This is a genomic window from Phyllobacterium zundukense (genome assembly GCF_002764115.1).
Taxonomy (GTDB): Bacteria; Pseudomonadota; Alphaproteobacteria; order Rhizobiales; family Rhizobiaceae; genus Phyllobacterium; species Phyllobacterium zundukense.
The window spans coordinates 105401-129375 of sequence record NZ_CP017940.1 but is presented as its reverse complement, the minus strand read 5'-3'; the positions used below and the strand labels follow the sequence as shown (position 1 = coordinate 129375).

The following is a 23975-nucleotide window of genomic DNA, read 5'->3' as shown; positions in this document are numbered from 1 at the left end:
TTAGAACATCGGCGGCATGCGCATGCCGCGTTGCGAACGATTGCCGGTACCACGGGTCGTCGTTGTTGCATCGCCATCGCTCCCCGATCCAACGACAACCAGGTCGCCTTCTTTCAGACCGCTCTTGATCTCGGCATTGACGCGGTTGCGGATGCCAACCTCGACTTCCCGCATCTCAGTCGCACCGGAAGAGGTGACCACGGCAACTTCGGCCTTGCGCGGTGCACCATCGGCCGCTTCGCGACGCGAACCGCTCGTGGAGTGAATAGCGGCACTTGGCACGACCAGCACATTCTTAGCGGCCGATTGCACGAAGAACACCTGGGCACTCATCGAGATCATCAAATCACCGTCAGGATTGGGGACGTCAAACAGCGCGTAGTAAAGAACGACGTTGTTTTCGATATCCGGCGTTGGCTGTATCTGCCGCAACTTGCCGGTATAGCGCTTGCCCGGTTGACCCAGCAGCGTGAAATAGGCATCCATACCGATCTTGAGCTTGCTGACGTCCGCTTCCGAAACCTGCGCCTTGACCGTCATAGTCGAGAGATCGGCAATCGTGACGATGGTCGGCGCGGTCTGGCTCGCATTCAGCGTCTGGCCTTCCTTGACCGGAACTGCCGCAATGGTGCCGGCCATCGGTGCGTAGATCTTCGTGTAGCCGAGATCCACCTCATCGCCATCAAGCGTCGCCTTTTGTTTGCGGATCTGCGCCTCCAGGGCATTCACATCGGCCTCGGCTGCCGCAAGATCCGCGACGGCCTGATCAAGGGTCGACTGCGAAACACTGCGCGTCGCCACTAGGTTACGCTGCCGGTCGATGTTGGCCTGCTTCAGCACAAGCTGTGCTTTCTTGGAGACGAGCTGCGCCAGAAGATTGGCAAGTTCCGCCTGGTCGATTTCAATCCGGTTCTGGATAGTAGCGGGATCAATCTCGCCAATCAGCTGGTTCTGCGTGACCTTGTCACCGATAGCGACATGCAACACCTTCAACTGTCCGGAAACCTGCGCACCGGCATCAACTGACTTGATCGAATCGAGCGTCCCAACAGCAGTCACGGCGTTCTCGATGTCGCCGCGCACAACAGCCTGCGTTACCACCGCGGCGGTCGATATAGAGGCTTTGTATTGGCTCCACGCATAATAGCCAGTACCTGCCGCGACGAGGACAACAGGCAGCCATACCCATAGACGCGAGCGCCGTTTCTTTCGTCCTGGCGGAACAGCCCCCGGTATAAATGTGACATTGGACGTATCGGGCGACGCCTTGTCCGGCTTGGCTGTTCTGGCTGTCTCGTTCATCTAACCCGTTCCATCTTGTTGCGCAGACGATGAGCACTCATCTTGATGCATGTTATCAAGAAATAGAGATGAGGGGTTCGCCCGAAAAGCATTGAGATCATTATATTTTCGTAATGATCGTCAGATCGCTGTTATCGGTAGCCGGGTATGAACGAGGGCTGAATGAGCTCACACCCGGTGATAGGGATGTCCTGAGAGGATCGTCGTTGTGCGGTAAAGCTGTTCCGCAACAAGGATGCGGACGATCTGATGCGGCCATGTCATGGCGCCGAGCGCGAGAACAAGGTCGGCGCGGTCGCGCAGAGACGCGTCGTGTCCATCCGGTCCGCCGATGGCTACGAGAAGCTGGCGTTTGCCCGCGTCGCGAAATCGCGCAATAGCTTGGGCGAAAGCTTCGGAAGGCATCGTCTTGCCGCGCTCATCGAGCAGGACAAGAACTCCGCCCTGATCCAGCGCTTCGAGAACCTTGGAGGATTCTTCCTGCTTGCGTAATTCCGGCTGCTGAGCGCGGCTTTCAGAAATTTCAGTGACGGAGGAGAATTCGAGGCCAAGCGGGGTACCGGTCTTTTTCAGGCGGTCAAAATAGCGGCCTGCCAATTCCCGTTCGGGGCCAGATTTCATCCGGCCCACGGCAAAAACAGTGATACGCATGGCACTCTCCAGTATCCGGGACTGTTCGACCCGAAAACATTCGAACCGATCAGCCACCGGCCCAAGATATGTCAACGTTCAGAACGTTCACCAGCCTCCCGGCCCGAGCGTCCCGATCGTTCGATTAATGCACGGTCTCTCCGTCTAGTTCGGGAGCCTGCCACATCTTTTCGATGTTGTAGAACTCGCGTACTTCGGGGCGGAAAATATGGATGATGATATCGCCCGTGTCGATCAGCACCCAGTCACCGCTGGCTAGACCTTCGACCTTCACGCCATTGCCATGCCCGTTCTCTTTCAGAGCGCGCAAAAGCTGGTCCGCGACCGCCGTCACATGACGATGCGAACGTCCCGACGCGATAACCATATGGTCACCGATGACGGACTTGCCTCGAAGGTCGATGGGGACAATGTTTTCAGCCTTGGAGTCTTCGAGACTGGCAAGGACTGACTGGAGGGCAAGAGATACGGAATTGATTCCGTTCATCTCCGCCGTTGAAGGTGCCAAGGCATCCTTCTTCTGAAATGCTGTTCTCAGTGTATTTCCTTTCCCTTAAGAACAACGCGCCGCAGTCTGTATTCTTACTGCACGCTTTTAAGATAGGCAGAGTCGCATGACACTTTCAAGACGTCATATCGAAGTAAGTCATACGCAGCTTGTAACGCAATCGTTAGCCTTTGGGTTTCGCCGCTCCGTTGCGAATGTCGGTCGACGACAACGATGACCTTGGTCCATGAATGAATGTCCAGGCTGGCGCCTTCGAGCGGGCAAGCATCGGTGCGTCGGTCTCGTCGATCCGCGCGTAGTCGAATGTCTTTGCCATGCGCGACGAAAGGAACGCCAGTGTCGATCCTGGCCGGTCGATGACTGCAATGGGGAAAGTAAGCGCGATCTTCTGCCAACGCTGCCAGCGGTGAAAATCCGCGAGATTGTCAGCCCCCATGATCCAGACAAAATGCACGCCCGGATTACGCGCCTTTATCATTGCAAGCGTATCCGCGGTATAGCGAATTTGGTGGGCCGCCTCGAAAGCAGTGATCTTTATTCGCGGATCATGTATGAGGGCTTCACAGCGTACCAGGCGTTCGGCCAGAGGCGCCAGATGGCGTGTGTCCTTGAGCGGATTACCCGGGGTGACGATCCACCAGAGCTGGTCGAGCTTCAGGCGTCGCAGCGCGATTTCGGCAACAAGTGCATGACCCGCATGCGGTGGATTGAAGGAACCGCCAAACAAGCCGACCGTCATCCCCTTTTCAACGAAAGGCATGCGCAAATGCGCTTCGCTGACGCCGGGGAAGCTCGCTCGCAGCGCCTGTTTTATTATCACGGACGCGTCTGACCATTACCGCGTACGCGGTACTTGAATGAAGTCAATTGTTCAACACCGACGGGCCCCCGCGCATGCATCTTGCCTGTGGCAATGCCGATCTCGGCACCCATGCCAAATTCGCCGCCATCGGCAAATTGCGTCGAGGCATTGTGCAGGAGAATGGCCGAGTCGATCTCGTTGAAAAACCGCTCCACGACATGCAAATCCTCGGCGATCACGGCTTCCGTATGATGCGACGAATAGTGATTGATATGTCCGATCGCGCCGCCGATGCCGTCGACCAGCTTTACCGAGATGATCGCATCCAGATATTCCGTCGACCAATCTTCATCCGTAGCGCGTTTGGCGTCAGCAAAGAGCTCGGTCACTGCGCTGTCGCCGCGAATTTCGCAGCCTGCTGCACGCAGATCCTCGAGCAAGGGCACCAGATGCGATGGCGCGATGAGCCTATCGACGAGAAGTGTTTCGGCAGAGCCGCAAACCCCCGTCCGGCGCATTTTCGCGTTCACCGCGATCTTGCGTGCCATGGCAAGATCAGCAGAGGCATCTATGTAGAGATGGCAGAGCCCCTCCAGATGGGCAAAGACCGGCACTCGGGCTTCCGATTGTACACGCGCCACAAGGCTTTTGCCGCCGCGCGGAATGATCACATCGAGATTGCCCCCAAGACCTTTGAGCATTTCGCCAACCGCCGCACGATCCGTGGTCGGGACCAGTTGGATCGCATCCTTCGGCAGGCCAGAAACTTCAAGGCCTTCCAACAGAGCCTCGCAAATGGCATTCGACGAATGGATCGAATCCGAGCCGCCGCGCAGGATCACCGCATTGCCGGATTTGAGGCAAAGCGCACCTGCATCTGCCGTCACGTTTGGACGGCTCTCGTAAATCACCCCGATGACACCGAGCGGTGTGCGCACGCGCTCGATGTGCAGACCATTGGGGCGATCCCATTCGGCAATGATATCTCCAACTGGATCCTTAAGCTCGGCGATCGTGCGGATGCTTTCCGAAATGCCGGCGATACGCTTGTCGTCGAGCTTCAGCCGGTCGAGGAGGGAAGCAGCCATGCCCGCTTCCAAGCCGTTTGCCATATCGCGCTTGTTCGCCGTAAGGATTTCGGCGCTGCGGCGATCGATCGCGTCGGCCATGGCCAAGAGAGCCGCCGTTTTCTGGTCTGGAGGCGCGATGGATAGTGGCTGTGCAGCTGCGCGCGCCTTACGACCGATATCGGCCATCAATTCCGCAACGGATTGCTCTGCATCCACTCGTCTCAACATCGTTCACTCCTTGGCGGTGGCCACGCGCCTTGCCGCACGCACCACCAGATCGTCGCGATGAATGATCGCGGAACGCGCATCATAACCGAGAATTGTCGCAATCTCATTGGTCTTGCGCCCGGCAATTTTTGTAGCATCTGCTGCATCATAGGCAACAAGGCCGCGCGCCGCCTCGCGTCCATCGGGACCATAGACCGCAACGGTGTCGCCTCGCATGAACTGGCCGGCGACTTCGCGCACACCTGCGGCGAGCAGTGACTTCCCGGACTTCAGCGCAACCAGAGCGCCCTCGTCGATCACCAGCCGCCCTGATGGCTCAAGATTACCGGATATCCACGTCTTCCAGGCGTTAACTGGCGTCGAGCTTGCCTTGAAAAGTGTGGAGCGCTCACCTTTGTCGATCGCCGCCAGCGGATTGAAGCGCGTGCCCGATGCGATGATCATGGCCGTGCCCGCTGCATTGGCGATCTTGCCGGCGTCGAGCTTGGTCTTCATGCCACCGCGTGAATATTCCGACGCAGCCGCTCCAGCCATCGCCTCGATTTCCGGCGTGATCGCCTCGACGACAGGCAGGAATTGCGCATCAGGATTCTGGTGCGGTGGAGCCGTATAGAGCCCATCGATATCGGAAAGCAGGATCAACAGATCCGCACCCATCATGGTCGCGACGCGTGCCGCAAGCCGGTCATTGTCACCGTAACGAATTTCGGTGGTGGCTACTGTGTCATTTTCATTGATCACAGGCACGGCTTTCAGCCGCAGCAAGGTCCCGACTGTAGCGCGCGCATTGAGGTAGCGGCGGCGCTCTTCCGTATCGGCGAGAGTCAACAGGATTTGTCCGGCACGCAACTTGTGGTGACTGAGGACTTCCGCATAGGCCTTGGCCAGCTCGATCTGACCAGCGGCCGCCGCTGCCTGGCTTTCCTCAAGCCGCAACGCGCCTTTTGGCAAGCCCAAAACGGTCCGGCCCAGCGCAATCGCGCCTGACGAGACGATCATCATCTCTACGCCCGATGCACTAAGCGCAGCGACGTCCCTACCCAGGCTTTCAAGCCAGTCGCGCTTCAAGCCGCTGGCGCGATCCACGAGCAATGCCGACCCGATCTTCACGACAATCCGACGATAACTGGAAAGCTTCGGCAACAGGACTTGCCTTGCCTCGTCTTGCGCTTCGCGGATCTGTGCGGATTTCACGGACATTGCATCACTCGATGGTTACCATCACTCAATATTTGAATCGCGTATCGACCTCGACAGGCGCTTCGGATTCACGCGATTCCAAGATGATCGCAGACAGTGCTCGCAGCACCTGCTCCACGCCTTCGCGGCTGACGGCAGACAGGAGCATCGGCTCGCGCCCCGCAGCCTTTTTCAGTGCTGTAGCCTTCTTCTTGCGCGCTGCAGCGTCCAGCGTATCAATCTGGCTTAGCGCCACGATTTCCAGCTTGTCCGCAAGACCATGGCCATAGGCCTCGAGTTCAGCACGCACGGTCTTGTAGGCTTCTGCGACATTCTCTTCCTGCGCCGATACAAGGTGCAGGAGCACGCGTGTCCGCTCGACATGGCCGAGAAACCGGTCGCCAATCCCGACGCCCTCATGTGCGCCTTCGATCAGGCCCGGAATATCTGCAATTACGAATTCGCGGGCATCGATGCGTGCAACACCAAGATTGGGATGCAGCGTCGTGAACGGATAGTCGGCGATTTTCGGCTTGGCTGCTGTGACGCTAGCCAGGAAAGTCGACTTGCCAGCATTGGGTTTGCCGAGCAGCCCGGCATCGGCGATCAGCTTCAACCGTAGCCAGAGATTGCGTTCCTCACCCTCAAGTCCCGGATTGGCACGGCGCGGCGCCTGATTCGTCGACGTCTTGAAATGCAGATTGCCGAAACCGCCATTGCCACCTTTAGCGAGGCGATAACGCTGGCCGACAACGGTGAAATCGGCAATCAGCGTTTCATTGTCGTCTTCAAAAATCTGCGTGCCGACGGGCACTTTCAGCACGACATCGGCACCTTTGCCGCCGGTCATGTTGCGGCCCATGCCATGCATGCCGGTCTTGGCCTTGAAATGCTGCTGATAGCGATAGTCGATCAGCGTATTGAGGCCATCGACCGCTTCCGCCCAGACATCGCCGCCACGACCGCCATCGCCACCATCGGGACCACCGAATTCCAGAAATTTTTCACGGCGGAACGACACCGAGCCGGCACCACCGTCGCCGGAGCGGATATAGACTTTCGCCTGGTCGAGAAATTTCATGGAAGTTCAGTCCTTTTTGATGTTCCGAGGCATTACAGGAAAATCCCGGAGAAGAAAACTGGCCGCAGCAATCTCGAAGGCGGCCAATAGATAATCATGATGTCCAGCTGCGAAGGCCAATCCACGTGCGTCGGTCGAGCATGTAACGCTCGACGGGCACATTACCAGCCACCAGCGAATCCATCATGCCGGTGTTGGCATACTGGAATCCGCTCTTATAGATCACCCGGCGTGAAGCGATATTCGAAACGCGGCAGGAAGCGTGCAGCTTTTCCACCTGTGTCGCCCGGAATACCAGATCTACCAGCGCATGTGCAGCTTCCGTTGCATAGCCTTTGCCCCAATGGGGCTCGCCCAGCCAGTAACCAATCTCCAGCTCATCCTTGCGCGAGCCGCCATACTCATCCTTGTTGCGCCGGTAATTGATACCGCAGCAACCAATGAAGGTACCCGATTGCGCAAGGGTAATCGCGTAGACGCATTTGCCGATCTCGCCCGCATTGGCGCGGCGAACGAAATCCACCGCATGATCCTTCGTATAGGGGTGCGGCATGCGGGAAAGCATTTCGGCCACATGAAGGTTATCGGCGAGACGGGCAATTGCATCCACGTCCTCTTTACGAGGCGCGCGCAAAACAAGGCGTTCCGTAACGAGAACCGGACAGTCTATCAGATCCAGCCGTTCTTCATCGTCTTCCAGTATTTCAGCAACCATTTGTCGTTCCTCCAGATACGAAAGGGGAGATGGGTGGTAATCCCATCTCCCCTTTGATCTTTTGGCTTGGTTGCCATACACCGGGTCCGATGGGACGCCGGTGCTTCAAGCAGGACCGGCTATTCTGCTGCTTCGGCGATCGGGTTGACGATCGACACGTAGCTACGGCCGTTGGCTTTGGTGCGGAAGGAAACAGTGCCTGCTTCAAGTGCAAACAAAGTATGATCCTTGCCCAGGCCAACGTTGACGCCGGGATGCCATTTGGTGCCGCGTTGACGGACGAGGATGTTGCCAGCGAGCACGCGCTCGCCGCCGAACTTCTTCACGCCAAGGCGCTTCGATTCTGAATCACGACCGTTGCGTGACGAACCACCAGCTTTTTTATGTGCCATCGGATTGCTCCTTTAAACCTGTTCTTATTCGCCCGAAGCGGGCTTCTCAGCCTTGGCAGCAGCCTTCTTCGGCGCAGCCTTGGCCTTTGGGGCGGCTTTCGTCTCGGTTGCGGTTACGTCCGCAGCGGCAGCTTCTGCCTTCGGAGCAGCTTCCTTCTTGGCCGACTTTTCAGCGGCCTTCTTGGAAGGCTTCGCACCACCGGTGAGAATTTCCGAGATACGGATCGTCGTCAATTCCTGACGATGACCACGCGTACGCTTGGAATTCTGGCGGCGACGCTTCTTGAAGGCGATGACCTTGCGTGCACGGCCCTGCTCAACGACTTCGGCTGTGACCAGCGCGCCGCTTACAACAGGAGCACCGATCGTTGCATCAGCTCCGACGCCAACCATCAGAACTTCGGCAAATTCAACGATATCACCGGCATTGCCGGTAACTTTCTCGACCTTCAGGAGGTCATTGGCGGCAACGCGATACTGCTTACCACCGGTCTTGATGACTGCGAACATTTTTTCCCTTTCGGAGTTCGGTTCGGTTTTGTGCCGTTTTGCGGCAATAACCGTCTTTTTGTCAGTCGTGACAGATTGATCGAAAGGCGCCTTGACCCGTAAGAATAAAGGCACCCGAATTCAAAAACAAACGGCGCGGAGAATCCCCCCACGCCAGTCGTCGGGCGCTTATAAGATCAGCTTTGTCACAGAGTCAAGAAATTTAACGCAAAATTGCTCTTGTATCCTGAAGCTTTGCCCGCTATCTAGCACGCCGCACGCTCAAGCCAAGTCCTTCGGGGCATCGCGGCACCGGCAGGATATAACTTCCCGCCATTATTATAAGGGGTCTTTACAATTGATCCCACACGCGGAGAGGTGGCTGAGTGGTTGAAAGCACCGCACTCGAAATGCGGCATGGGGGCAACTCCATCGGGGGTTCAAATCCCTCCCTCTCCGCCAGTTCTTATTAGTTATTTATACATATCAGAAACTTAGCGACTGAACCAGCGGCCGCTGGAGTTTGTACGTGGATCATGGACGCAGTTGAAATGACCTGTACATTCTATTCTAAATCTGGCGAACAGCTGCTCGTAGATGACCTTTGAATTAATTTCCAGCATCGAGTGACGACTGAGGTCAGAAGCTGGCACTACGGGAATTCAGCCAAGGAGCGGACGAGAGAGGCGCGGCATTTCACTACTGAAGCGTAAAAACCGCGCACGGCGCCGCAATGCCGCGCAGCCTGTGCTCGCCGAGCGGGATCAATCGCTGCGTCGTTGCGGCCGCAAAGGTGCCGGAGAGCAACACCGTGTGGCCGAGCGGCTTGCACAGGCCCTCCAGTCGGCTCACCAGATTCACTGCAGAGCCGATCGCGGTGAAATCCAGCCGGTCGGCAGTGCCGATATTGCCCCACAGCATCTCGCCAAGATGCAGCGCCGTCCCGAACGACAGAGGCGGCTCGCCTTGTGCGGCGCGGGCGCGGTGAAGGTGGTCCATCCCGGCACGTGCGGCGGCGACCGCGCGCAGCGCCGCATCACATGCGCCGGCGGCGTCACGCTCTCCAATCGGGAAGATCGCCAGCACGCCGTCGCCAATGAATTTCAGTACCTCGCCGCCGAAGGCATGGACGGCACCGGCGATACGGTCGAACCAGGCGTCGAGTGCGGCAATCACTTTCCTTGCCTCAGTCGACTCTGACAACTCGGTGAATCCGCGTAGGTCGGCAAAAAGCAGGACCGCCTGGATGGTCTCACCGGGCTCGCGCCGCAAACGGCCGGCCAGCACCTGCGCCGCGCTGCGCCGACCGAGGTAGGTCGTTAACAGCGCAGCCATGGTTGACCGCGCGGCCAGCAGGTTAAGCGGCGCAGCGGCAAAGCGCGCAACCTCACGCAGCAGTTCCGATTCGGATCCGCTGAAGGGCCGGTTCGCGATCCAGCCAAGCACAGCACTGTCAGATGCGCCGCCGGCGAAATCCTCCTGTACAACACCTGTGCCGATGCTGGTCAGCCAGTTGCGAGCGACGTGGGTATGCTCGGGATCGGCAGGCATGGCCAAGTTCAGCGCCTCTATCACTCTCCCCGTATCGGCGCGCCACAGCCAAGTGCGCCGCTCGATGACCGGATGCGGCGCCGCTTGGGTGAGCGCACCGCCGGCCAGCGGCATGCCGTCGGCGATGAGCCCTGCTGCAAGCGCTGTGAGGAAGGCGTCGCCACCCGGCGCGTCGATCGCCTTGTCGACCAGGAAGGAAAGAGCGGAAGGCAGTCGCATAACCACCATCATGCAGCGATTTCTGGCGCCTGTCATGAGATTTTGTTTCTTGCGCGAAATCTCGATTGGCTTACATTGCGCCGATGCTGGAAATGACATTGCGTCCTGGGAGGGAATCGTCGATGACCGAGACGTTTCGCAGTGAGATCGAGATAGCAGCTCCACAAGCAACGGTATTCGCCTTCCTCACCGATCCCGACAAGATTTTGCGCTGGATGGGTACGAAAGCGACGGTCGAGCCATATCCAGGAGGCATCTATCTCCTCAGTATGAACGACACGCACACTGCCCGCGGCCAATTCACGGAGGTAATCCCGGTCCATCGCCTGGCCTACAGCTTCGGCTGGGAAGGACACGAGAATGTGCCGCCCGGGTCAGGCTTGATCGAGATCGATCTCGTGGAGAAGGATGGAGGCACGCTGGTGCGCTTCACCCACGGCGGACTGCCCGACGAGAAGGAACGCGCCAGCCACGAAAAGGGCTGGAACCACTATCTGCGCAGGCTGGCCGTAGCCGCGGCTGGCGGCGACCCGGGACCAGATACCCCTCCCGTTGCATGAGGGTTCAGAGACAATCGTGATCGTGCAGCGACCGGCGGCGGCCGAGCGACTGCTCGGTATGGCCTATCCGGGGCGCGCTGCAAACGGATCGTAGTTAAGCCTGCAGCAGTTTGACCAGCTCCATGGCCGCAGAGGCAGACGAGGCAGGGTTCTGGCCGGTGATCAGTCGCCCGTCGACAATGGTAAAATCAGCCCAATCGGCGGCCTTTTCAAAAATGCCGCCCAGACGCTTGAGCTCGTCCTCGACAAGGAATGGTACGACTTCTGTCAGGTGCACGGCTTCTTCTTCGGTGTTTGTAAAGCCGGTGACCCGCTTGCCCTTGACGATGGGCTGTCCTTGGTACGTGACTCTATGAAGGACACCCGGGGCGTGGCAGACCGCGGCGACCGGTTTGCCGGCATTGTAGAAGGCTTCGATCAAGGCAATCGACGTTGGATCTTCGGCCAGGTCCCACATCGGTCCATGACCACCCGGATAGAAAACGGTGTCATAATCATTAGCCCTGACCTCGGCGAGCCTGGCGGTACTGGCCAAGACTTTCTGAGCTTCCGCATCTTTCTTGAAACGCGCCATGGCCTCGGTCTGGTTGCCCGGTTCGTCGCTCTTCGGATCGATCGGTGGCTGGCCACCTTTCGGCGAGGCCAAGGTCACCTTGGCCCCTGCGTCCTTGAACACATAGTAGGGTGCAGCGAATTCCTCGAGCCAGAAGCCGGTCGGCTTGCCGGTGTTGCCAAGCTGGTTGTGCGAGGTAAGTACCATCAATATGTTCATTGTCAGTTTCCTTCATTACTGATGGCGCGTGACCGATAAGCGTTTGGCGCAGTTGTAGAATGACGATTGCAGCCGGCTCCGTCTATAATGGAAGCTCTTGTCCGGCCTGCTCCCGGACCATGTACTCGGCGTACCAGTTCGGCCAATTCTCGTCGTGCTTTCCGCCCTCCCGCTTCTCGTGCTCGCCGTGAGCAGTCGCGGCGCGGAGAAGCGCGGACGCGAGCTCTTTCGATGAGGTGAAGGTCGTTTCGTTCGCGTCCACGCGTCCGGGCAATCGCGCTGTGACCTCCTGGAACAGCCAGCCATTGCCGTCGGGATCGCTGAACGAGGCGAACGAGCGGTAGCTACCGCGCTCTGGCGCCAGACCGCCAGCCCGGACTCGTCCAAACAGATAGGGCTCGTCCGGGCCTGTATAAACGTCGCCTTCAGGGTGGAACACCTCGCTGACCTTGACGCCGCGGTCGAGCAGCTCTTTGCGGGCGGCCTCGATGTCGGACACGATCAGATACAGTCCTTGAGCGGAGCCCGGGGCGGCGGCTGTGACATTCTTGCCGAAGATGACCGAGCACCCGGAGCCAGGCGGAGTGAACTGCATCACGCGGAAGTCGGTGCTGGCGAAATCGGCGTCCAGCCTCCATCCGAGGCTCGCGTAGAATTCCTTCGAGCGATCGGCGTCCGAAACAGGGATGACGACGATTTCGAGCTTCATGTCGATTGTCCGCGAACTAGGTGTCTGTGCAGTTGGCATGGCATGGTCCTCCTTGATGCCTGTGAAGGTTGGCGCAGCGCGCCGTGTATTTCTCAAATCGACTTACGCAGCGACCTGAACGCTGCCCGGCGCTCGGCACTGAAGAGTTCTGGCTCTTCCCAGGCGGCAAAGTGGCCGCCATTGTCGACCCGGTTGAAGTAGAGCAGTTTGCTATAGTCGCGACGGCCTGAACAATTCAGGGCAATATTGGCTTGATCAATAACCGGCCCGGAGCTCTCGAGGTCAGTGTGGACTTCTTACCGGCAGCGATGGAATTGGTCTCGAAGTCGGCAATACGAAAGCAGCCGGCGTAGTCCACCTTGCGTTTCGGACCAAACAGAATTCCCGCTGTTCTAACTCGGGGGATGAGGATGGGCCTTTTCCCAGTCCCTTGCCTGCACGAGGATTCTTAACGAAAAAATAGCAATCATTCAAATGAAACTCCTGTTGCGATGCGGCAGAACGCACCACCCCCGGGCTGCCATTGCCGCTTGGGGCAACGGCAGCCGCAGTACGGGCTTAGTCGCCGCCCGCTGCAAGCCGCTTGCGGTATTCTGGCACCGGCAAGCCGCCCCAGCCCCAATTCTCCAGTTCAACCTCCTCGATGACGACGAAAGTCGCTTCGAGAGGCTTGTGAAGCACGTCGAGCAGGAGCTGGCTGACGCCGGCGATGAGTTTCGCCTTTTCTTCAGACGTGACGGAATCGCGGCCGGGACCGAAGCCTTCCTTGGTTACTTGGATTGTGACGATTGGCATGACAGCCTCCTTTAATGACCAGCACTCTGGCCGCCGTCGACATGAAGGATTTCGCCCGTCACGAAGCCGGCGGACTCCAAATAGAGAACGGCGTCAACGATGTCGCGAATTTCGCCCATGTGTTTTACTGGATGCAGCCCGGCAAGAAACTCGTGGGTCTCCGGGGCGTGCATAGGGGTACTGATGATGCCAGGCGAGACCGCATTCACGCGTATGCCCCTTGTAGCATATTCGATGGCGAGTGACTTGGTGGCCGAGTTGATGCCGCCCTTGGTAAGATTGGCGAGTACCGAAGGAACGCCTGCGACCGGATTATCGGTCAGGCTTGTTGTTATGCTGACGATGTGGCCGGACCCCTGCTTGAGCATTTCGGCAACCACACCCTGTGTGATGTGGAAGAAGCCTGCAACGTTGGTTGCAATTTTCGACGCGAAGTCCTCTGCTGTGTACTCGGTGAAAGGCTTGGCGATGAAGATACCGGCATTGTTGACAAGCGTGTCGATCCGGCCGAAACGCGAAATTGTCTCTTTCACCACACGCTCAGCTGTTTCAGGATCGCTGATGTCACCAGAGATGGCGAAAATATCAGGGTCGCCGCTCTGCTTGATCGAGCGGGAGGTCGCCACGACCCGATAGTTCCGATCGCGATAAGCTTTCACCAGACCGGCACCAATTCCCTGCGATCCACCGGTGATGATCGCTACTTTCCGTTCATTACTCATGATAGGCCTCTATTTATTCCGGCTGGCGGAATTGCTGCCGGCGGTCCGCATTGGGACAGGCCGTCAATTTAGGACCCACCATTGATTGATAGAATAGCCGTTATACGGCATTGATTGTTCCTTAAAGTGGAATAATCTGGGTTCGGCGGTGTTGACTTCGCAGGGTCGTACCCTTGCTGAAATCAATCGAATGTTCGATCATCGGCGTTCAGTGCTCCGTCCTGCGAAAGAATAAGTATGGATCGCATTGAAGCGATGAAGGTGTTCGTTGCGGCTATCGATGAGGGTAGCCTTGCCGGTGCGGGACGCCGTTTAGGCCGCTCGCCTGCCGCCGTCAGCCGGGCGATTGCATTTCTGGAGACCTATGTGGGAGCAGAGCTCCTGCACCGGACCACGCGTTCGATCAAACTCAGCGAGGCCGGCGAGCGCTATGCTTCGGCCTGCCGGCGGGTTCTGATCGATCTCGAAGAAGCGGACATGAGCGTCGCAGGCGAGCGTACCGCTCCGCGGGGGACACTCACCATAACGGCACCACCCATCAGCGGCGAAGAGATTTTGCGCCCAATCGTTGATGCTTATCTTGACGCTTTCCCTGCCGTCTCGGTGAACCTGATACTACTCGACCGCCACGCCAATCTTGTCGATGAGGGGATTGACGTTGCCCTCCGTGTCGCTCAACTCCCGGATTCCTCGATGGTTGCTGTTCGCGTTGGGGGCGACGTAAAGCGGGTCATCGTTGCGTCGCCGCGATACCTTGCCAAACACCCTCACATCAACGAGCCGTCCGACCTCGCCAAACACCAGATTGTGACCACCACGCACTTTGGCCAAGACACCTGGGTCTTCCCGCCGGCGGCTGGCAGCTCGATCGCGCGATCGGTCCACTTCAAGCCCCGGCTCGTCGTCAACAGCGTTCGGGCTGCTCTCGCGTCAGCAATCGACGGGCGCGGCGTTACTCGGCTTTATACCTACCACGTAGCCGAGAGTGTGCAGGACGGTTCGCTCAAACTTGTACTGCGAAATGCGGAGTCTGCTGCTCTGCCAGTTCACCTCGTAACGCCTCACGGTCGACTGTCAGTGCCGAAAGTGCGAGCTTTCATAGATTTTGCTGCCCCGCGCCTGCGCGCAGAGTTCGCTAGGCTGTCTGCGGAAGCCGATTCACTAAAGTGATGCACATTCCGTTGGAACAATGGTGAGCGTCTCTGATCAGGCCAGAGAATGCTGCTAGTTTTGTCCTATTCGTGCGCGGTATCGCCATGTCCATCACATAAGACGTAGTTCACCCATCCGGTCACCGCGTCGAAGTCGATCGGCGTCGTCGTATCGACGGCATGGTTTGGCCCAAGGCCAGTCGGTTCAGCCTTCTTGGAAAGCTCGATGAGTTCGGGAATGTAAGCCGCACCAGGATGACCGGCAGGCCGCTCGTGCAGCCGCGCAGCGTAACGTTCGGCAAGCACCTCTCCGGGCGCATGGCACCAGATCTCCGCAATATGTTCCACGCCCGCCGTCGCGAGGTGTTTTTGCAATAGAGCGAGAGGCTGAAACCCGAACCATGCGTCGACGATGAAAGTGGAACCGTCCGGCGCATCACGGACGATAGACCAGATCGCCTGATAGCTTGCCTTGCCAAGCGTCCGGTTAAATTCGCGATCCGCGCCGCCAAGCTGCTCCAGGAACGGGTTCTTGATCGTGTCTAGCGTGAGGATCGGCCAGCCAGTCCGATCCGAAATTGCCTTTGACATCTGGCTCTTGCCGGCCGCCGGTATCCCATTGACGAGCACCGCCCGCTTACCGCTTCGACCGGTGGCTGCCGATGCATGGACTGAAACCGCGCCAGGAAACGAGAGTGCTGCAAGACCAGCGCCGATCACGCCGGCATCGTCTGCGAGTTCTGCCGCCCGGACTGACGTCTGAAACCATGCTGCCTGTGCTGGAGCATATGCGAGCGCGCGCTCCGCAGCTTTGCCAAGTCCGCCACCCAGCAGCACCATATCTGGATCGAGGGTGGCGGATATCGTATCAATCGCCGCCCGCAAGGGTCCGGCCCAGGCACAAAGCACCGCTAGCGCTTCTTTGTCGCCCCTTTCGCCCAAGGCAAGGATCTGGTCTACCGGTGTGTCTGCTGCATATCCTGCTTCGGCTACATGACGCCGCCACGCTGTGCCCGAACTCTCCGCTTCGACACAACCGCGCCGCCCGCAAACGCATTCCCGCCCATGCCGATCGACCGTGATATGTCCTAATTGCCCGGCAGCTCTGCTACCTCGCACAATCGTTCCATTCTCTGAAATGGCACCGCCAATGCCCGTACCGATCGTGAACATCACCACATTGCCGTGACCTCGTGCAGCTCCAATGGCAATTTCGGCCATGAGCGCCATGCTGCAATCATTGTCGATGATCACGGGGCGGCCGGTAGCCGCTTCGATATGATCGGCGACTGGCACGCAGGAGAGATCGAGATACCCACCCGATAATACCTGGCGCTGCCGCTGATCGACACGCCCGGGAATACCGATACCGATGGCCTTTACAGCGGGCCGGTCAACCCTCCGGATAAGATCGACAATTCGCGCTAAGGCGATTTCAGGATCTGGGTGGCTCTTCTCCGAGACCTTTTCGAGAATTTCCCCGTGAGATGATATGCGCGCGGCACGCAGATTAGTGCCACCGATGTCGACTCCGATAGCCATTGCACTGTCCGGCATAGGGATCATCCGATGGGTCAGGCCGCTTTGTGAACGCCGACGTTGCGGTACCTGGCAATAACAGCCTGGATTTCGCGCAGCCGCGGTACGGCGACAGTTTCAAGTTTTTCGCGGGTGACCATGCGGTCCAGCGAAATGCAATCCTTCCAGAGCGACCGTCCTGCAATCACCCCGGACGCCCCGTTCTGCATCGCGATCTCGACCTGTCCAAGAAATGTTTCATGATCAACACCAGCCGACAATACCGCCCAAGGGACATCTCCGGCAAGTTCGGTGACAGTGGCGCAGGCCTCCGGTGAGCCCGGATAGGGCAATTTCAATACCTTGGCGCCGCAATCCAGTGAAATCCGGGTGCCTTCCTCGACCAGCCATGGAACCTTTGCCGCATAATCCTCAGCGCTTTCGCTATCAAGCCGATAGGTCAGGAACTCGACGACCAAAAGCAGGTCCTCCCTGGCAAAGTCTTCGATGCTCTGGCGCAGGATCGCGATGTTGTGTGTATTGGCTTCCGGCTTGTCGGCGCGCAGATAAACCATGATCTTGCCGCCGGTCGCTCCCAGTTCACGTACTCGGCGTGCCGTGATGTCGGGGACGAGCTTCGACAGCCGGTAACCTTCTGGCGAAGTATCCCAGCCCGAAGCATCGAGACCAATCAATAGCGCCGTATCGCGAGCAATTACACCGTCATCAACGAGATGGGGTACGGCGCAGATGGGATCGACCAACACACAGGAGGCCTTGCTTGCAAGATAACGGGTGATATCAGCCTTTGTCTGGCCAAGAACATCATTGCCGATCTGAGCCTGTGCCTCCGGATCAGTTGCCAGCAGGGTGCGCATGCCGCCGCGCTGATCGCAGGCAATCACCATCATTGCGCCATCCGGACCGCAAATCTGTTGATATCCGCGTAATTCCGCTGTTGTCATCGTCGCCATAGCGCTCTCCTTATGTCGGCCTTTCAGACGAAAGGTGTTTCGAAAAATGTTGCACGTTGCCATCAAAGATCGGGTCCGCAGGGCATGACAGGCACTCACAGCCCCACGATCCTCCATCTGGCGGGTCACGGGGCAATAGTGCTTCTATCGGTGCCGCATTGCGGATTTTGGAATTTTGAGCGACAACATCTTCAACGCTGATTATCGTGTAACACGTTGCAGAAAGGAATTGCAAGCTGTCAACGCAATCTATCCAGGATACGACCGCCGCATCCAAAACAATGCTGCATATGGTCGCCAAGCTGCATTACGAGGCGGAGATGTCGCAGGTGGATATCGCCAAGCGCCTCGGTGTGTCGACGGCGACAATATCGCGCCTCCTTCAGCGAGCGCGTGCCTTGGGCATTGTGCGCATCGAAGTGATTGATCTGATCTCTCCAGAGGAAATCACCGCGGAACTGGTGGATCGCCTGGGTCTCAAAACGGCCGCCGTGGTCGAAACGCCAAGCGCGGGCGCACTCGCTTCCCTTGCGACACCGCTTGGCGCGATGCTTAAGGAAGCCGGCCTTGGAGCCGGTTCCGTTTTCGGTATCGGTTGGGGCCGGGCCATTCGCGAAGTGGTGCGCGCCGGTCTGCCGCGCATTCCCGACATTATTACGGTCCCGGTCACGGGCGGCATGCAACTGTCAGCGCCGCATTTTCAGATTAACGAATTTGTCCGCCTGGCGGCCGAGCAAATGGGCGGCACACCACATTTCCTGCACGCGCCCTACCTTTCTTCGCAAGAATTGCGTGAGGCGTTCTTGAACGACGCGTCGGTGAAGGAAATCCTGGCGCTTTGGGATCGCATGGATGTAGCGATCGTCGGTATCGGACTGCCGCACGCCATCAACCCGCCGGAAGCAAGTGCTGCTACTCCAAGCGAACAGGCGCTGACAAGGGCCGTCGGTGACGTCATTCGCCACTATATTGACGAAAATGGCGCGGTACTGCACTGGGACGGCGAAAACAGCATGATAGCCGCATCTCCAGAACAATTGCGGGCGACACCGCTGGTCATCGGTGTCGCAGCCACTGCGGAAAAAGCACCGGCAATTATCGGCGCGGTTCGTGCCAGGATGATCAATGCACTCGTCACTGACACCAAAACAGCACAGGCTATTCTCGACAGCCTTCCCGCCGCCTGAAACCTCCAGGGCACGGAATGATGATGGTGGGTGGACCCGACACCATCTTCCGGTACAAGTGGCAATCAAAAACGCTTTATAAAACAGCAAAAAAGTGCAAAAAAATGCACGAAATTATTTTCTGGAACGAATTGCACTTGACGAGTGGATAGTATCGACATGATGATGTGCTACCGGACAGATCGAGGAATTGTCAGGGAATTGATGTCAGTTTGAACTTGCTCACCCAGGGAGGAAACCATGGAGCGCCGTTCATTTGTCAAGGCTGCCGCAGCCTTGACGCTCGTTTCTGCATTTGCATTGGCGGGCGCACCTGCCAATGCGCAGGATAAGAAATTTACCATTGCACTTGTTCCGGGTCTGACAACGGACGCGTTTTACATCACCATGCGAAAGGGCGCAGAAGCCGCCGCAAAAGCCATTGGTGCTGAAATCGTCTTCCAGGGCGCTCCGGATTTCAACCCGGTCACCCAGGTGCCAGTGCTTGACGCCGTTATCGCGAAAAAGCCCGATGCCATCCTGATTGCGCCGACCGACAAAGACCAGTTGGTCCAGCCCCTGAAAAAAGCGGCTGATGCGGGTATTCCGGTTATTACGGTTGATACATTCATTGGTTCCGGTGTCTACCAGACCGGAGCAGGCGACTCGGATTTCCCCCTCGCCTATATCGCTTCCGATAATATTCTCGGTGGTGAAATCGCCGCCCGTGCGCTCGCCAAGGCCGTGGGCGAAAAGGGCAAGGTCTACGTATCCAATGTGAAGCCGGGCATCTCGACAACCGACCAGCGCGAGGAAGGCTTCAAGAAGGAAATGGCAGCCAATCATCCGGGTATTCAGGTGTTGGAAACACAATACAACGATAATGATGCCAACAAGGCTGCTTCCCAGCTTCAGGCCGTGTTTGCGCGTAATCCGGACCTCGTCGGCGTCTTTGGCGCCAATCTGTTCTCGGCACTTGGCGGCGCCAATGGCGTGCAACAAGCCGGTGAAACCGGCAAAATCAGAGTCGTTGCATTTGATGCCCCGACCAGTATCGTTGATAATATCAATAGTGGTCTCGTCGATCTCGCCATCGCCCAGCATCCAGCCGAAATCGGCTATTTTGGCGTTATGTCGGCCTATGCGCATCTGACAGGAAATTCCATTCCGACCTCGATCGGCACGGGATTTACCGTCATCGACAAGACGAACGTAACCGACCCGAACGTCGCGAAATACATCTACTCTGACTAATTCGGACATGGCGACCGGTGCTCTTTGAATCCAGAGAGCATCGGCACCTGACAACATCCTGTTTTTAAACAACCATGCTGCGGCTACGCACCGTGTATTGTATTCGGATATATCGATGACATTGACCAGCCTTGAACCGCCGCAAGCGGAAAAATACGTAGCGCCGCAAGCAGATCACGCTGACCAGACCAAGACCTATCTGGCGCGCGTTGCCCAGTTGCGTGCCTGGCTTTTCCTGGCCGGATTGCTCATCACCTTCGAGATATGGTCACGTATCGCCTTTGGCGGGACCTTTGTCTTTTCTTCGTTCAATTGGCAGTCCGTAGCCGTTTTCGCCGTCGCGCCGCTTCTGCTTGCCGTTGGACAGACTTTCGTCATCATCTCCGGCGGCATCGATCTGTCCAGTGGGTTCATCATGGGACTTGCGGCGGTCGTCGCGGCCCATATGACGAATATTGCCGGCCTCTATATGCCGCTGCCCTTCGCCATGCTTTTCGGCATTCTGGTCGCTGTCCTTGCTGCTGGTGTCCCTGGCATTGTCAACGGGCTCCTGATCTCGCGCCTCAAGGTGCCCCCCTTTATTGGCACGCTCGGCATGTTCGGCGTCGCCCGTGGAACGGCTTTTCTCCTGGCGGGAGGCACCACCGTTCCGGTGAAGAACGAGCACTTTGCCATGCTCGGCAATGGCCGCTTCTTTGGCATTCCCTATCTCGTGCTGGTCACGGCGGTCTTCGTCCTGATCATGCATTATCTTCTGAGCCAGACGCGTTTCGGCCAGCATAATTATGCGATCGGGGCCAATGCTCAGGCGGCGCGCCGTGCCGGTATCGACATCAAGGCGCATCTCCTCCGTCTCTACATTCTATCGGCCATGTGCGCTGGGCTCGGAGGCGCTCTCTATGCCGCCCGCTTCACCGCCGGCGCCGCTCAGGCGGGTGAGCCGCTGCTGCTCGACAGCGTTGCCGCGGTCGTCATCGGCGGGGCAAGCCTCTTTGGCGGTTCGGGCTCGATTCTCGGCACGGTCGCCGGAGCACTTGTCATCGCCGTTATTCAGTATGGCCTCGTCTTCCTCGATGTCGAACCGTTCTGGCAGTTTATCGCCGTCGGTATCGTGATCATCATTTCCGTTCTTATCGACCAGGCGCAGCGCCGGTTCAGCGGAGCCAAGCAAGATGAATAGCACCACCCCTCTTCTCGAAGTCCGCAATCTTTCCCGTCACTTCGGTGCAGTCCGCGCGCTCGACAATTGTTCCATGATCGTACGCCCAGGTGAAGTCGTGGCACTTGCCGGTGATAACGGTGCGGGCAAGACCACGATGATCAAGGCGATCTCGGGCGTCTATCCGCCGACATCGGGAGAAATCCTCATCGAGGGCAACCCTGTTTCCTTTTCCTCACCTCAAGATGCGCGCGGCAAGGGTATAGAGACGATCTATCAGGACTTGGCGTTGGCCGACAACCTTACCATCGGAGCCAACATATTCCTTGGACGCGAGCCCATGCGTAAAGCCTTCGGCTTCCTGCCGGTACTGGACCGCAAAGCCATGGCGGAAGCCGCCAAGAAGACAATGGCCATGCTGGACTTCCATGTGAAGCGGCTCGATGCACCGGTCAGCAATTTTTCCGGCGGCCAACGGCAAGCGGTCGCAATCGGCCGGGCCGTTTACTGGAACGCCAAGATTCTGATCATGGATGAGCCGACCGCCGCCCTTGGTGTACCTGAACAGCGCAAGGTAGTAGCACTGATCAAGTCGCTCAAGGCACAGGGCCGCGGGGTGATTTTCATCTCCCACAATCTCCAGGATATTTTTGCTGTCTCAGATCGCATTGTTGTTCTGCGCCGCGGAATTGTCGCCGGGGAAAGAAAGATCAGCGAAACGACCCATGACGAAGTGGTCAAGCTCATGATCGGCGGTTAGGGGCCGCCGCTAACATTTCCCCATGAGTGTTGGCGTGGCCCGCGCTGGTCACGCTTGGGAGTTCGCCGCTTTCCAGGCTGTGGCAGCATCCTCGATCGTGCTTTTAGCTTCCGGGATGTAACGTCCCATGCTTACAAAGCCATGGATCTGATCCTGCAAATGACGATGCGTAACGAGAACGCCCTCAGCTCTCAGCCGATTGGCATATTCCATTCCTTCGTCGCATAGCGGGTCATAAGCTGCGGTCACGATGTAGGTGGAAGCAACACCCACAAGACTGGCAACGCGCAGCGGGGAAACGCGCCAGTCGTCAATATCGGTTGCATCGCGAATGTAATGGTCCCGATACCAGCGCATGGTTGATGCCGTCAGCCCGTATCCCTCGCCCTTTGTCCGGTAGGAGGTATGTTTTTGAGCAGCATCGGTGTTGGGATAAAACAGTATCTGATAATTCACCGGCGGAACATCGCCATTGCGCGCGGTGAGTGCAACGACGGTCGCAATATTGCCGCCGGCACTGTCACCCCCGACGGCAATGCGCGCGGGATCAATTCCCAGCGATCCTGCCTGATCGAAGACGAACCGCATTGCGGCAACGGCATCATCGATACCTGCAGGAAATTTGTGCTCGGGCGCCAGCCTGTAGCCGACCGAAATGACGATAGCGCCGGCGGCATTAGCCAGGGCACGGCAGACAACATCATGCGAATCGAGACCGCCGACAACCCAGCCACCACCGTGAAAATAGACAAGAGCAGGCAAAGGCTTTTCGACCGCCGCGTCCCTTCCGCGATAAAATCTTATTGGAATCGGTCCGTGGGGACCCGGCGCCGTTAGATCATACGACGTGCCCACCTCTGGCGCTTCGGGCTGCCACAGCGGATTGCCCGCGTTGAAGGCCGTGCGTGCCGCATGCACCGTCAAGGTCTCGAATGGTGCACCGCCGATTTCACGCTGCATGGCGAGTACGCGTTGCGCACCTTCATTCAGTTCCATGATCACAAGTTCCTCCCTCGTACCGGCTACACAAGTTCAGGCACCAAGAGCTGCTGCTTCATCTTCGGGAAGTGCCGCCGGTTGCACTCCACTTCCGGGAATATCGATTGCCTTACCGGTTGCGCCCGCTTCGAGGATTGCTTCCATGACCTCCAGTACGTGCAGCGCCAGATCCCCGGATGCACGCGGTTTGCCGCCAGTCGCAATCGCATTGGCGAGGTCAGCGACACCAATCATGCGGTAATTTGCGCGATCAGGCGCGTTGAATGGCCAATTGATCTGACCGTGCAGGCTGTCCGCTGTTGAAAACTCCTGCCATTCGCTGCCCCGTTCGCTCAGCGCCAGCACGCCGCCAAACGTATCAGGATCAGGCAAACGCAGCGAGCCCTCGGTACCGTGTAACTCGATCGGATGATTGGAGTGCTTGAACACATCCCAGCTCATGCCAATGCTGATAACTGCACCGTTGACGAATTCGACCACTGCTTGAATCGTCGTTGGTGTACCAACCTTGAAACTTGTACCCTTGAACGGTCCGTCGGCTGTGATCAGGCGCTCGGCTGAAGCTATACTGGACATCGCTACAACACGTTTTGCCGGGCCAATGAGATTAACCAGCATGGTGATGTAATACGGCCCCATGTCGAGAACTGGTCCGCCGCCAGGCTGATAGTAGAATTGCGGGTTTGGATGCCAATGCTCCATTCCGCGGCCCATCATGAAAGCGGTGCCAGTAACGGGGCGGCCAATCCTGCCGCCATCGACAAATCGGCGCGCCAAGCGGCCGGCGGCACCAAGAAATGTATCCGGCGCCGAACCTATCAGCAGATTACGGCTGCGGGCTTCAGCCACGAGCGTGCGCCCCTCAACGGCGGTGACAGCCAGCGGCTTTTCGGTGAAGACATGTTTGCCCGCTGAAAGCGCCGACATCGAGATATCGAAATGGGCTGTCGGGATCGTTAGATTTAGAACCAGATCGATATCTTCGGATTTCAGGAGCTCATCCACCGATTGAGCGCGTATGCCATATTCGCTGGCGCGAAGCTGCGCCATGTCTGTCGAAATATCCGCGCAGGCAGCGAGCTTAATACCGCGAAAAAGTGCGGAATTGCGCAAATAAGTCATGGAGATATTGCCGCATCCAACGACACCGATGCGAAGGTTTCTGCGTGAAGTGCTCATTGCAGGCTGTTTCCTCTTGGCTCTTGAGCCATCCATTTGAAAATGGATTCAAATAATTTGGATTTATGCG

26 protein-coding genes, 1 tRNA gene and 1 pseudogene are annotated in these 23975 nt (G+C 57.8%); 8 read left to right on the top strand and 20 right to left on the bottom strand.

Annotation, left to right across the window (positions count from 1 at the left end; genetic code table 11):
* The 10 genes from macA to rplU form a co-directional block, all read right to left on the bottom strand.
* Positions 1–1302: a macrolide transporter subunit MacA gene (macA, locus tag BLM14_RS00635; protein WP_099997637.1), complete on the bottom strand. Its 1302-nt coding sequence runs from the start codon at positions 1300–1302 to the stop codon at positions 1–3.
* Positions 1303–1470: 168 nt separating this feature from the next.
* Entirely contained in the window at positions 1471–1953 is a 483-nt protein-coding gene (gene rlmH / locus BLM14_RS00630) for a 23S rRNA (pseudouridine(1915)-N(3))-methyltransferase RlmH (protein WP_099997636.1), read from the bottom strand.
* Positions 1954–2077: 124 nt separating this feature from the next.
* Positions 2078–2461 (bottom strand): ribosome silencing factor, encoded by a 384-nt coding sequence (gene rsfS / locus BLM14_RS00625; protein ID WP_418314194.1) that lies wholly within the window; start codon positions 2459–2461, stop codon positions 2078–2080.
* 163 nt (positions 2462–2624) lie between these two features.
* Positions 2625–3221: a nicotinate-nucleotide adenylyltransferase gene (locus tag BLM14_RS00620; protein ID WP_100000955.1), complete on the bottom strand. Its 597-nt coding sequence runs from the start codon at positions 3219–3221 to the stop codon at positions 2625–2627.
* 56 nt (positions 3222–3277) lie between these two features.
* A complete protein-coding gene (locus BLM14_RS00615) occupies positions 3278–4561 on the bottom strand; it encodes a glutamate-5-semialdehyde dehydrogenase (RefSeq protein WP_099997634.1) in 1284 nt (427 codons plus the stop codon).
* 3 nt (positions 4562–4564) lie between these two features.
* Positions 4565–5707 carry a glutamate 5-kinase gene (proB, locus tag BLM14_RS00610; protein WP_100000954.1) on the bottom strand — a complete coding sequence of 381 codons (1143 nt, stop codon included), beginning with the start codon at positions 5705–5707 and terminating at the stop codon, positions 4565–4567.
* 79 nt (positions 5708–5786) lie between these two features.
* The gene (gene obgE / locus BLM14_RS00605; protein WP_099997633.1) at positions 5787–6821 is read right to left on the bottom strand and encodes a GTPase ObgE; all 1035 of its coding nucleotides are present in this window, start codon (positions 6819–6821) and stop codon (positions 5787–5789) included.
* 94 nt (positions 6822–6915) lie between these two features.
* On the bottom strand, positions 6916–7536 hold the full coding sequence (locus BLM14_RS00600) for a GNAT family N-acetyltransferase (protein WP_099997632.1): 621 nt from the start codon (positions 7534–7536) through the stop codon (positions 6916–6918).
* Between the two features lie 119 nt (positions 7537–7655).
* Positions 7656–7928, bottom strand: a complete 273-nt coding sequence (rpmA, locus tag BLM14_RS00595; RefSeq protein ID WP_099997631.1) for a 50S ribosomal protein L27 — start codon at positions 7926–7928, stop codon at positions 7656–7658.
* 24 nt (positions 7929–7952) lie between these two features.
* Positions 7953–8438, bottom strand: a complete 486-nt coding sequence (gene rplU, locus BLM14_RS00590; protein WP_099997630.1) for a 50S ribosomal protein L21 — start codon at positions 8436–8438, stop codon at positions 7953–7955.
* A 351-nt stretch (positions 8439–8789) separates the two neighbouring features.
* Here rplU and BLM14_RS00585 point away from each other — a divergent pair.
* Together BLM14_RS00585 and BLM14_RS32590 are read left to right on the top strand one after the other, a co-directional pair.
* Positions 8790–8879 (top strand) — tRNA-Ser (locus BLM14_RS00585).
* Positions 8880–8953: 74 nt separating this feature from the next.
* Positions 8954–9025, top strand: coding sequence for a hypothetical protein (locus BLM14_RS32590; protein WP_100000953.1), 72 nt, complete (start codon positions 8954–8956; stop codon positions 9023–9025).
* Between the two features lie 91 nt (positions 9026–9116).
* Here BLM14_RS32590 and BLM14_RS00575 read toward each other — a convergent pair whose 3' ends face one another.
* Positions 9117–10187, bottom strand: coding sequence for an adenylate/guanylate cyclase domain-containing protein (locus BLM14_RS00575; RefSeq protein ID WP_100000952.1), 1071 nt, complete (start codon positions 10185–10187; stop codon positions 9117–9119).
* Between the two features lie 122 nt (positions 10188–10309).
* Here BLM14_RS00575 and BLM14_RS00570 point away from each other — a divergent pair, with 122 nt between their 5' ends.
* Positions 10310–10747: an SRPBCC family protein gene (locus tag BLM14_RS00570; RefSeq protein ID WP_099997629.1), complete on the top strand. Its 438-nt coding sequence runs from the start codon at positions 10310–10312 to the stop codon at positions 10745–10747.
* Between the two features lie 94 nt (positions 10748–10841).
* Here BLM14_RS00570 and BLM14_RS00565 read toward each other — a convergent pair whose 3' ends face one another.
* The 5 genes and pseudogenes from BLM14_RS00565 to BLM14_RS00545 form a co-directional block, all read right to left on the bottom strand.
* Positions 10842–11519, bottom strand: a complete 678-nt coding sequence (locus BLM14_RS00565) for a type 1 glutamine amidotransferase domain-containing protein (RefSeq protein WP_099997628.1) — start codon at positions 11517–11519, stop codon at positions 10842–10844.
* 82 nt (positions 11520–11601) lie between these two features.
* Positions 11602–12267 (bottom strand): VOC family protein, encoded by a 666-nt coding sequence (locus BLM14_RS00560; protein ID WP_099997627.1) that lies wholly within the window; start codon positions 12265–12267, stop codon positions 11602–11604.
* A gap of 53 nt (positions 12268–12320) precedes the next feature.
* Positions 12321–12452: pseudogene (locus BLM14_RS31660) on the bottom strand (epoxide hydrolase); the annotation flags it as partial.
* A gap of 334 nt (positions 12453–12786) precedes the next feature.
* Positions 12787–13023, bottom strand: a complete 237-nt coding sequence (locus BLM14_RS00550; protein WP_099997626.1) for a tautomerase family protein — start codon at positions 13021–13023, stop codon at positions 12787–12789.
* A gap of 11 nt (positions 13024–13034) precedes the next feature.
* Positions 13035–13745, bottom strand: a complete 711-nt coding sequence (locus BLM14_RS00545; protein WP_099997625.1) for an SDR family NAD(P)-dependent oxidoreductase — start codon at positions 13743–13745, stop codon at positions 13035–13037.
* Between the two features lie 237 nt (positions 13746–13982).
* Here BLM14_RS00545 and BLM14_RS00540 point away from each other — a divergent pair, with 237 nt between their 5' ends.
* On the top strand, positions 13983–14915 hold the full coding sequence (locus BLM14_RS00540) for a LysR family transcriptional regulator (protein ID WP_099997624.1): 933 nt from the start codon (positions 13983–13985) through the stop codon (positions 14913–14915).
* 65 nt (positions 14916–14980) lie between these two features.
* Here the strand turns inward: BLM14_RS00540 and BLM14_RS00535 are convergent, their stop codons facing one another.
* Entirely contained in the window at positions 14981–16438 is a 1458-nt protein-coding gene (locus tag BLM14_RS00535) for an ROK family protein (RefSeq protein WP_237143423.1), read from the bottom strand.
* Between the two features lie 32 nt (positions 16439–16470).
* Complete coding sequence (locus tag BLM14_RS00530; RefSeq protein WP_099997622.1) at positions 16471–17388, bottom strand: tagatose-bisphosphate aldolase; 918 nt, start codon at positions 17386–17388, stop codon at positions 16471–16473.
* A gap of 281 nt (positions 17389–17669) precedes the next feature.
* Between BLM14_RS00530 and BLM14_RS00525 the strand changes: the two genes are divergently transcribed.
* The 4 genes from BLM14_RS00525 (at position 17670) to BLM14_RS00510 (ending at position 21727) form a co-directional block, all read left to right on the top strand.
* Positions 17670–18575, top strand: coding sequence for a sugar-binding transcriptional regulator (locus BLM14_RS00525; RefSeq protein WP_099997621.1), 906 nt, complete (start codon positions 17670–17672; stop codon positions 18573–18575).
* Between the two features lie 240 nt (positions 18576–18815).
* Positions 18816–19808 carry an ABC transporter substrate-binding protein gene (locus BLM14_RS00520; RefSeq protein WP_099997620.1) on the top strand — a complete coding sequence of 331 codons (993 nt, stop codon included), beginning with the start codon at positions 18816–18818 and terminating at the stop codon, positions 19806–19808.
* Positions 19809–19923: 115 nt separating this feature from the next.
* Entirely contained in the window at positions 19924–20988 is a 1065-nt protein-coding gene (locus BLM14_RS00515) for an ABC transporter permease subunit (RefSeq protein ID WP_418314193.1), read from the top strand.
* Positions 20981–21727 carry an ATP-binding cassette domain-containing protein gene (locus BLM14_RS00510; protein WP_099997619.1) on the top strand — a complete coding sequence of 249 codons (747 nt, stop codon included), beginning with the start codon at positions 20981–20983 and terminating at the stop codon, positions 21725–21727. Before BLM14_RS00515 ends, BLM14_RS00510 begins: the two co-directional genes overlap by 8 nt.
* Positions 21728–21775: 48 nt before the next feature.
* Here the strand turns inward: BLM14_RS00510 and BLM14_RS00505 are convergent, their stop codons facing one another.
* Entirely contained in the window at positions 21776–22723 is a 948-nt protein-coding gene (locus tag BLM14_RS00505) for an alpha/beta hydrolase (protein WP_099997618.1), read from the bottom strand.
* 36 nt (positions 22724–22759) lie between these two features.
* Positions 22760–23905 (bottom strand): Gfo/Idh/MocA family protein, encoded by a 1146-nt coding sequence (locus BLM14_RS00500; protein WP_099997617.1) that lies wholly within the window; start codon positions 23903–23905, stop codon positions 22760–22762.
* Between the last annotated feature and the right edge of the window lie 70 nt (positions 23906–23975).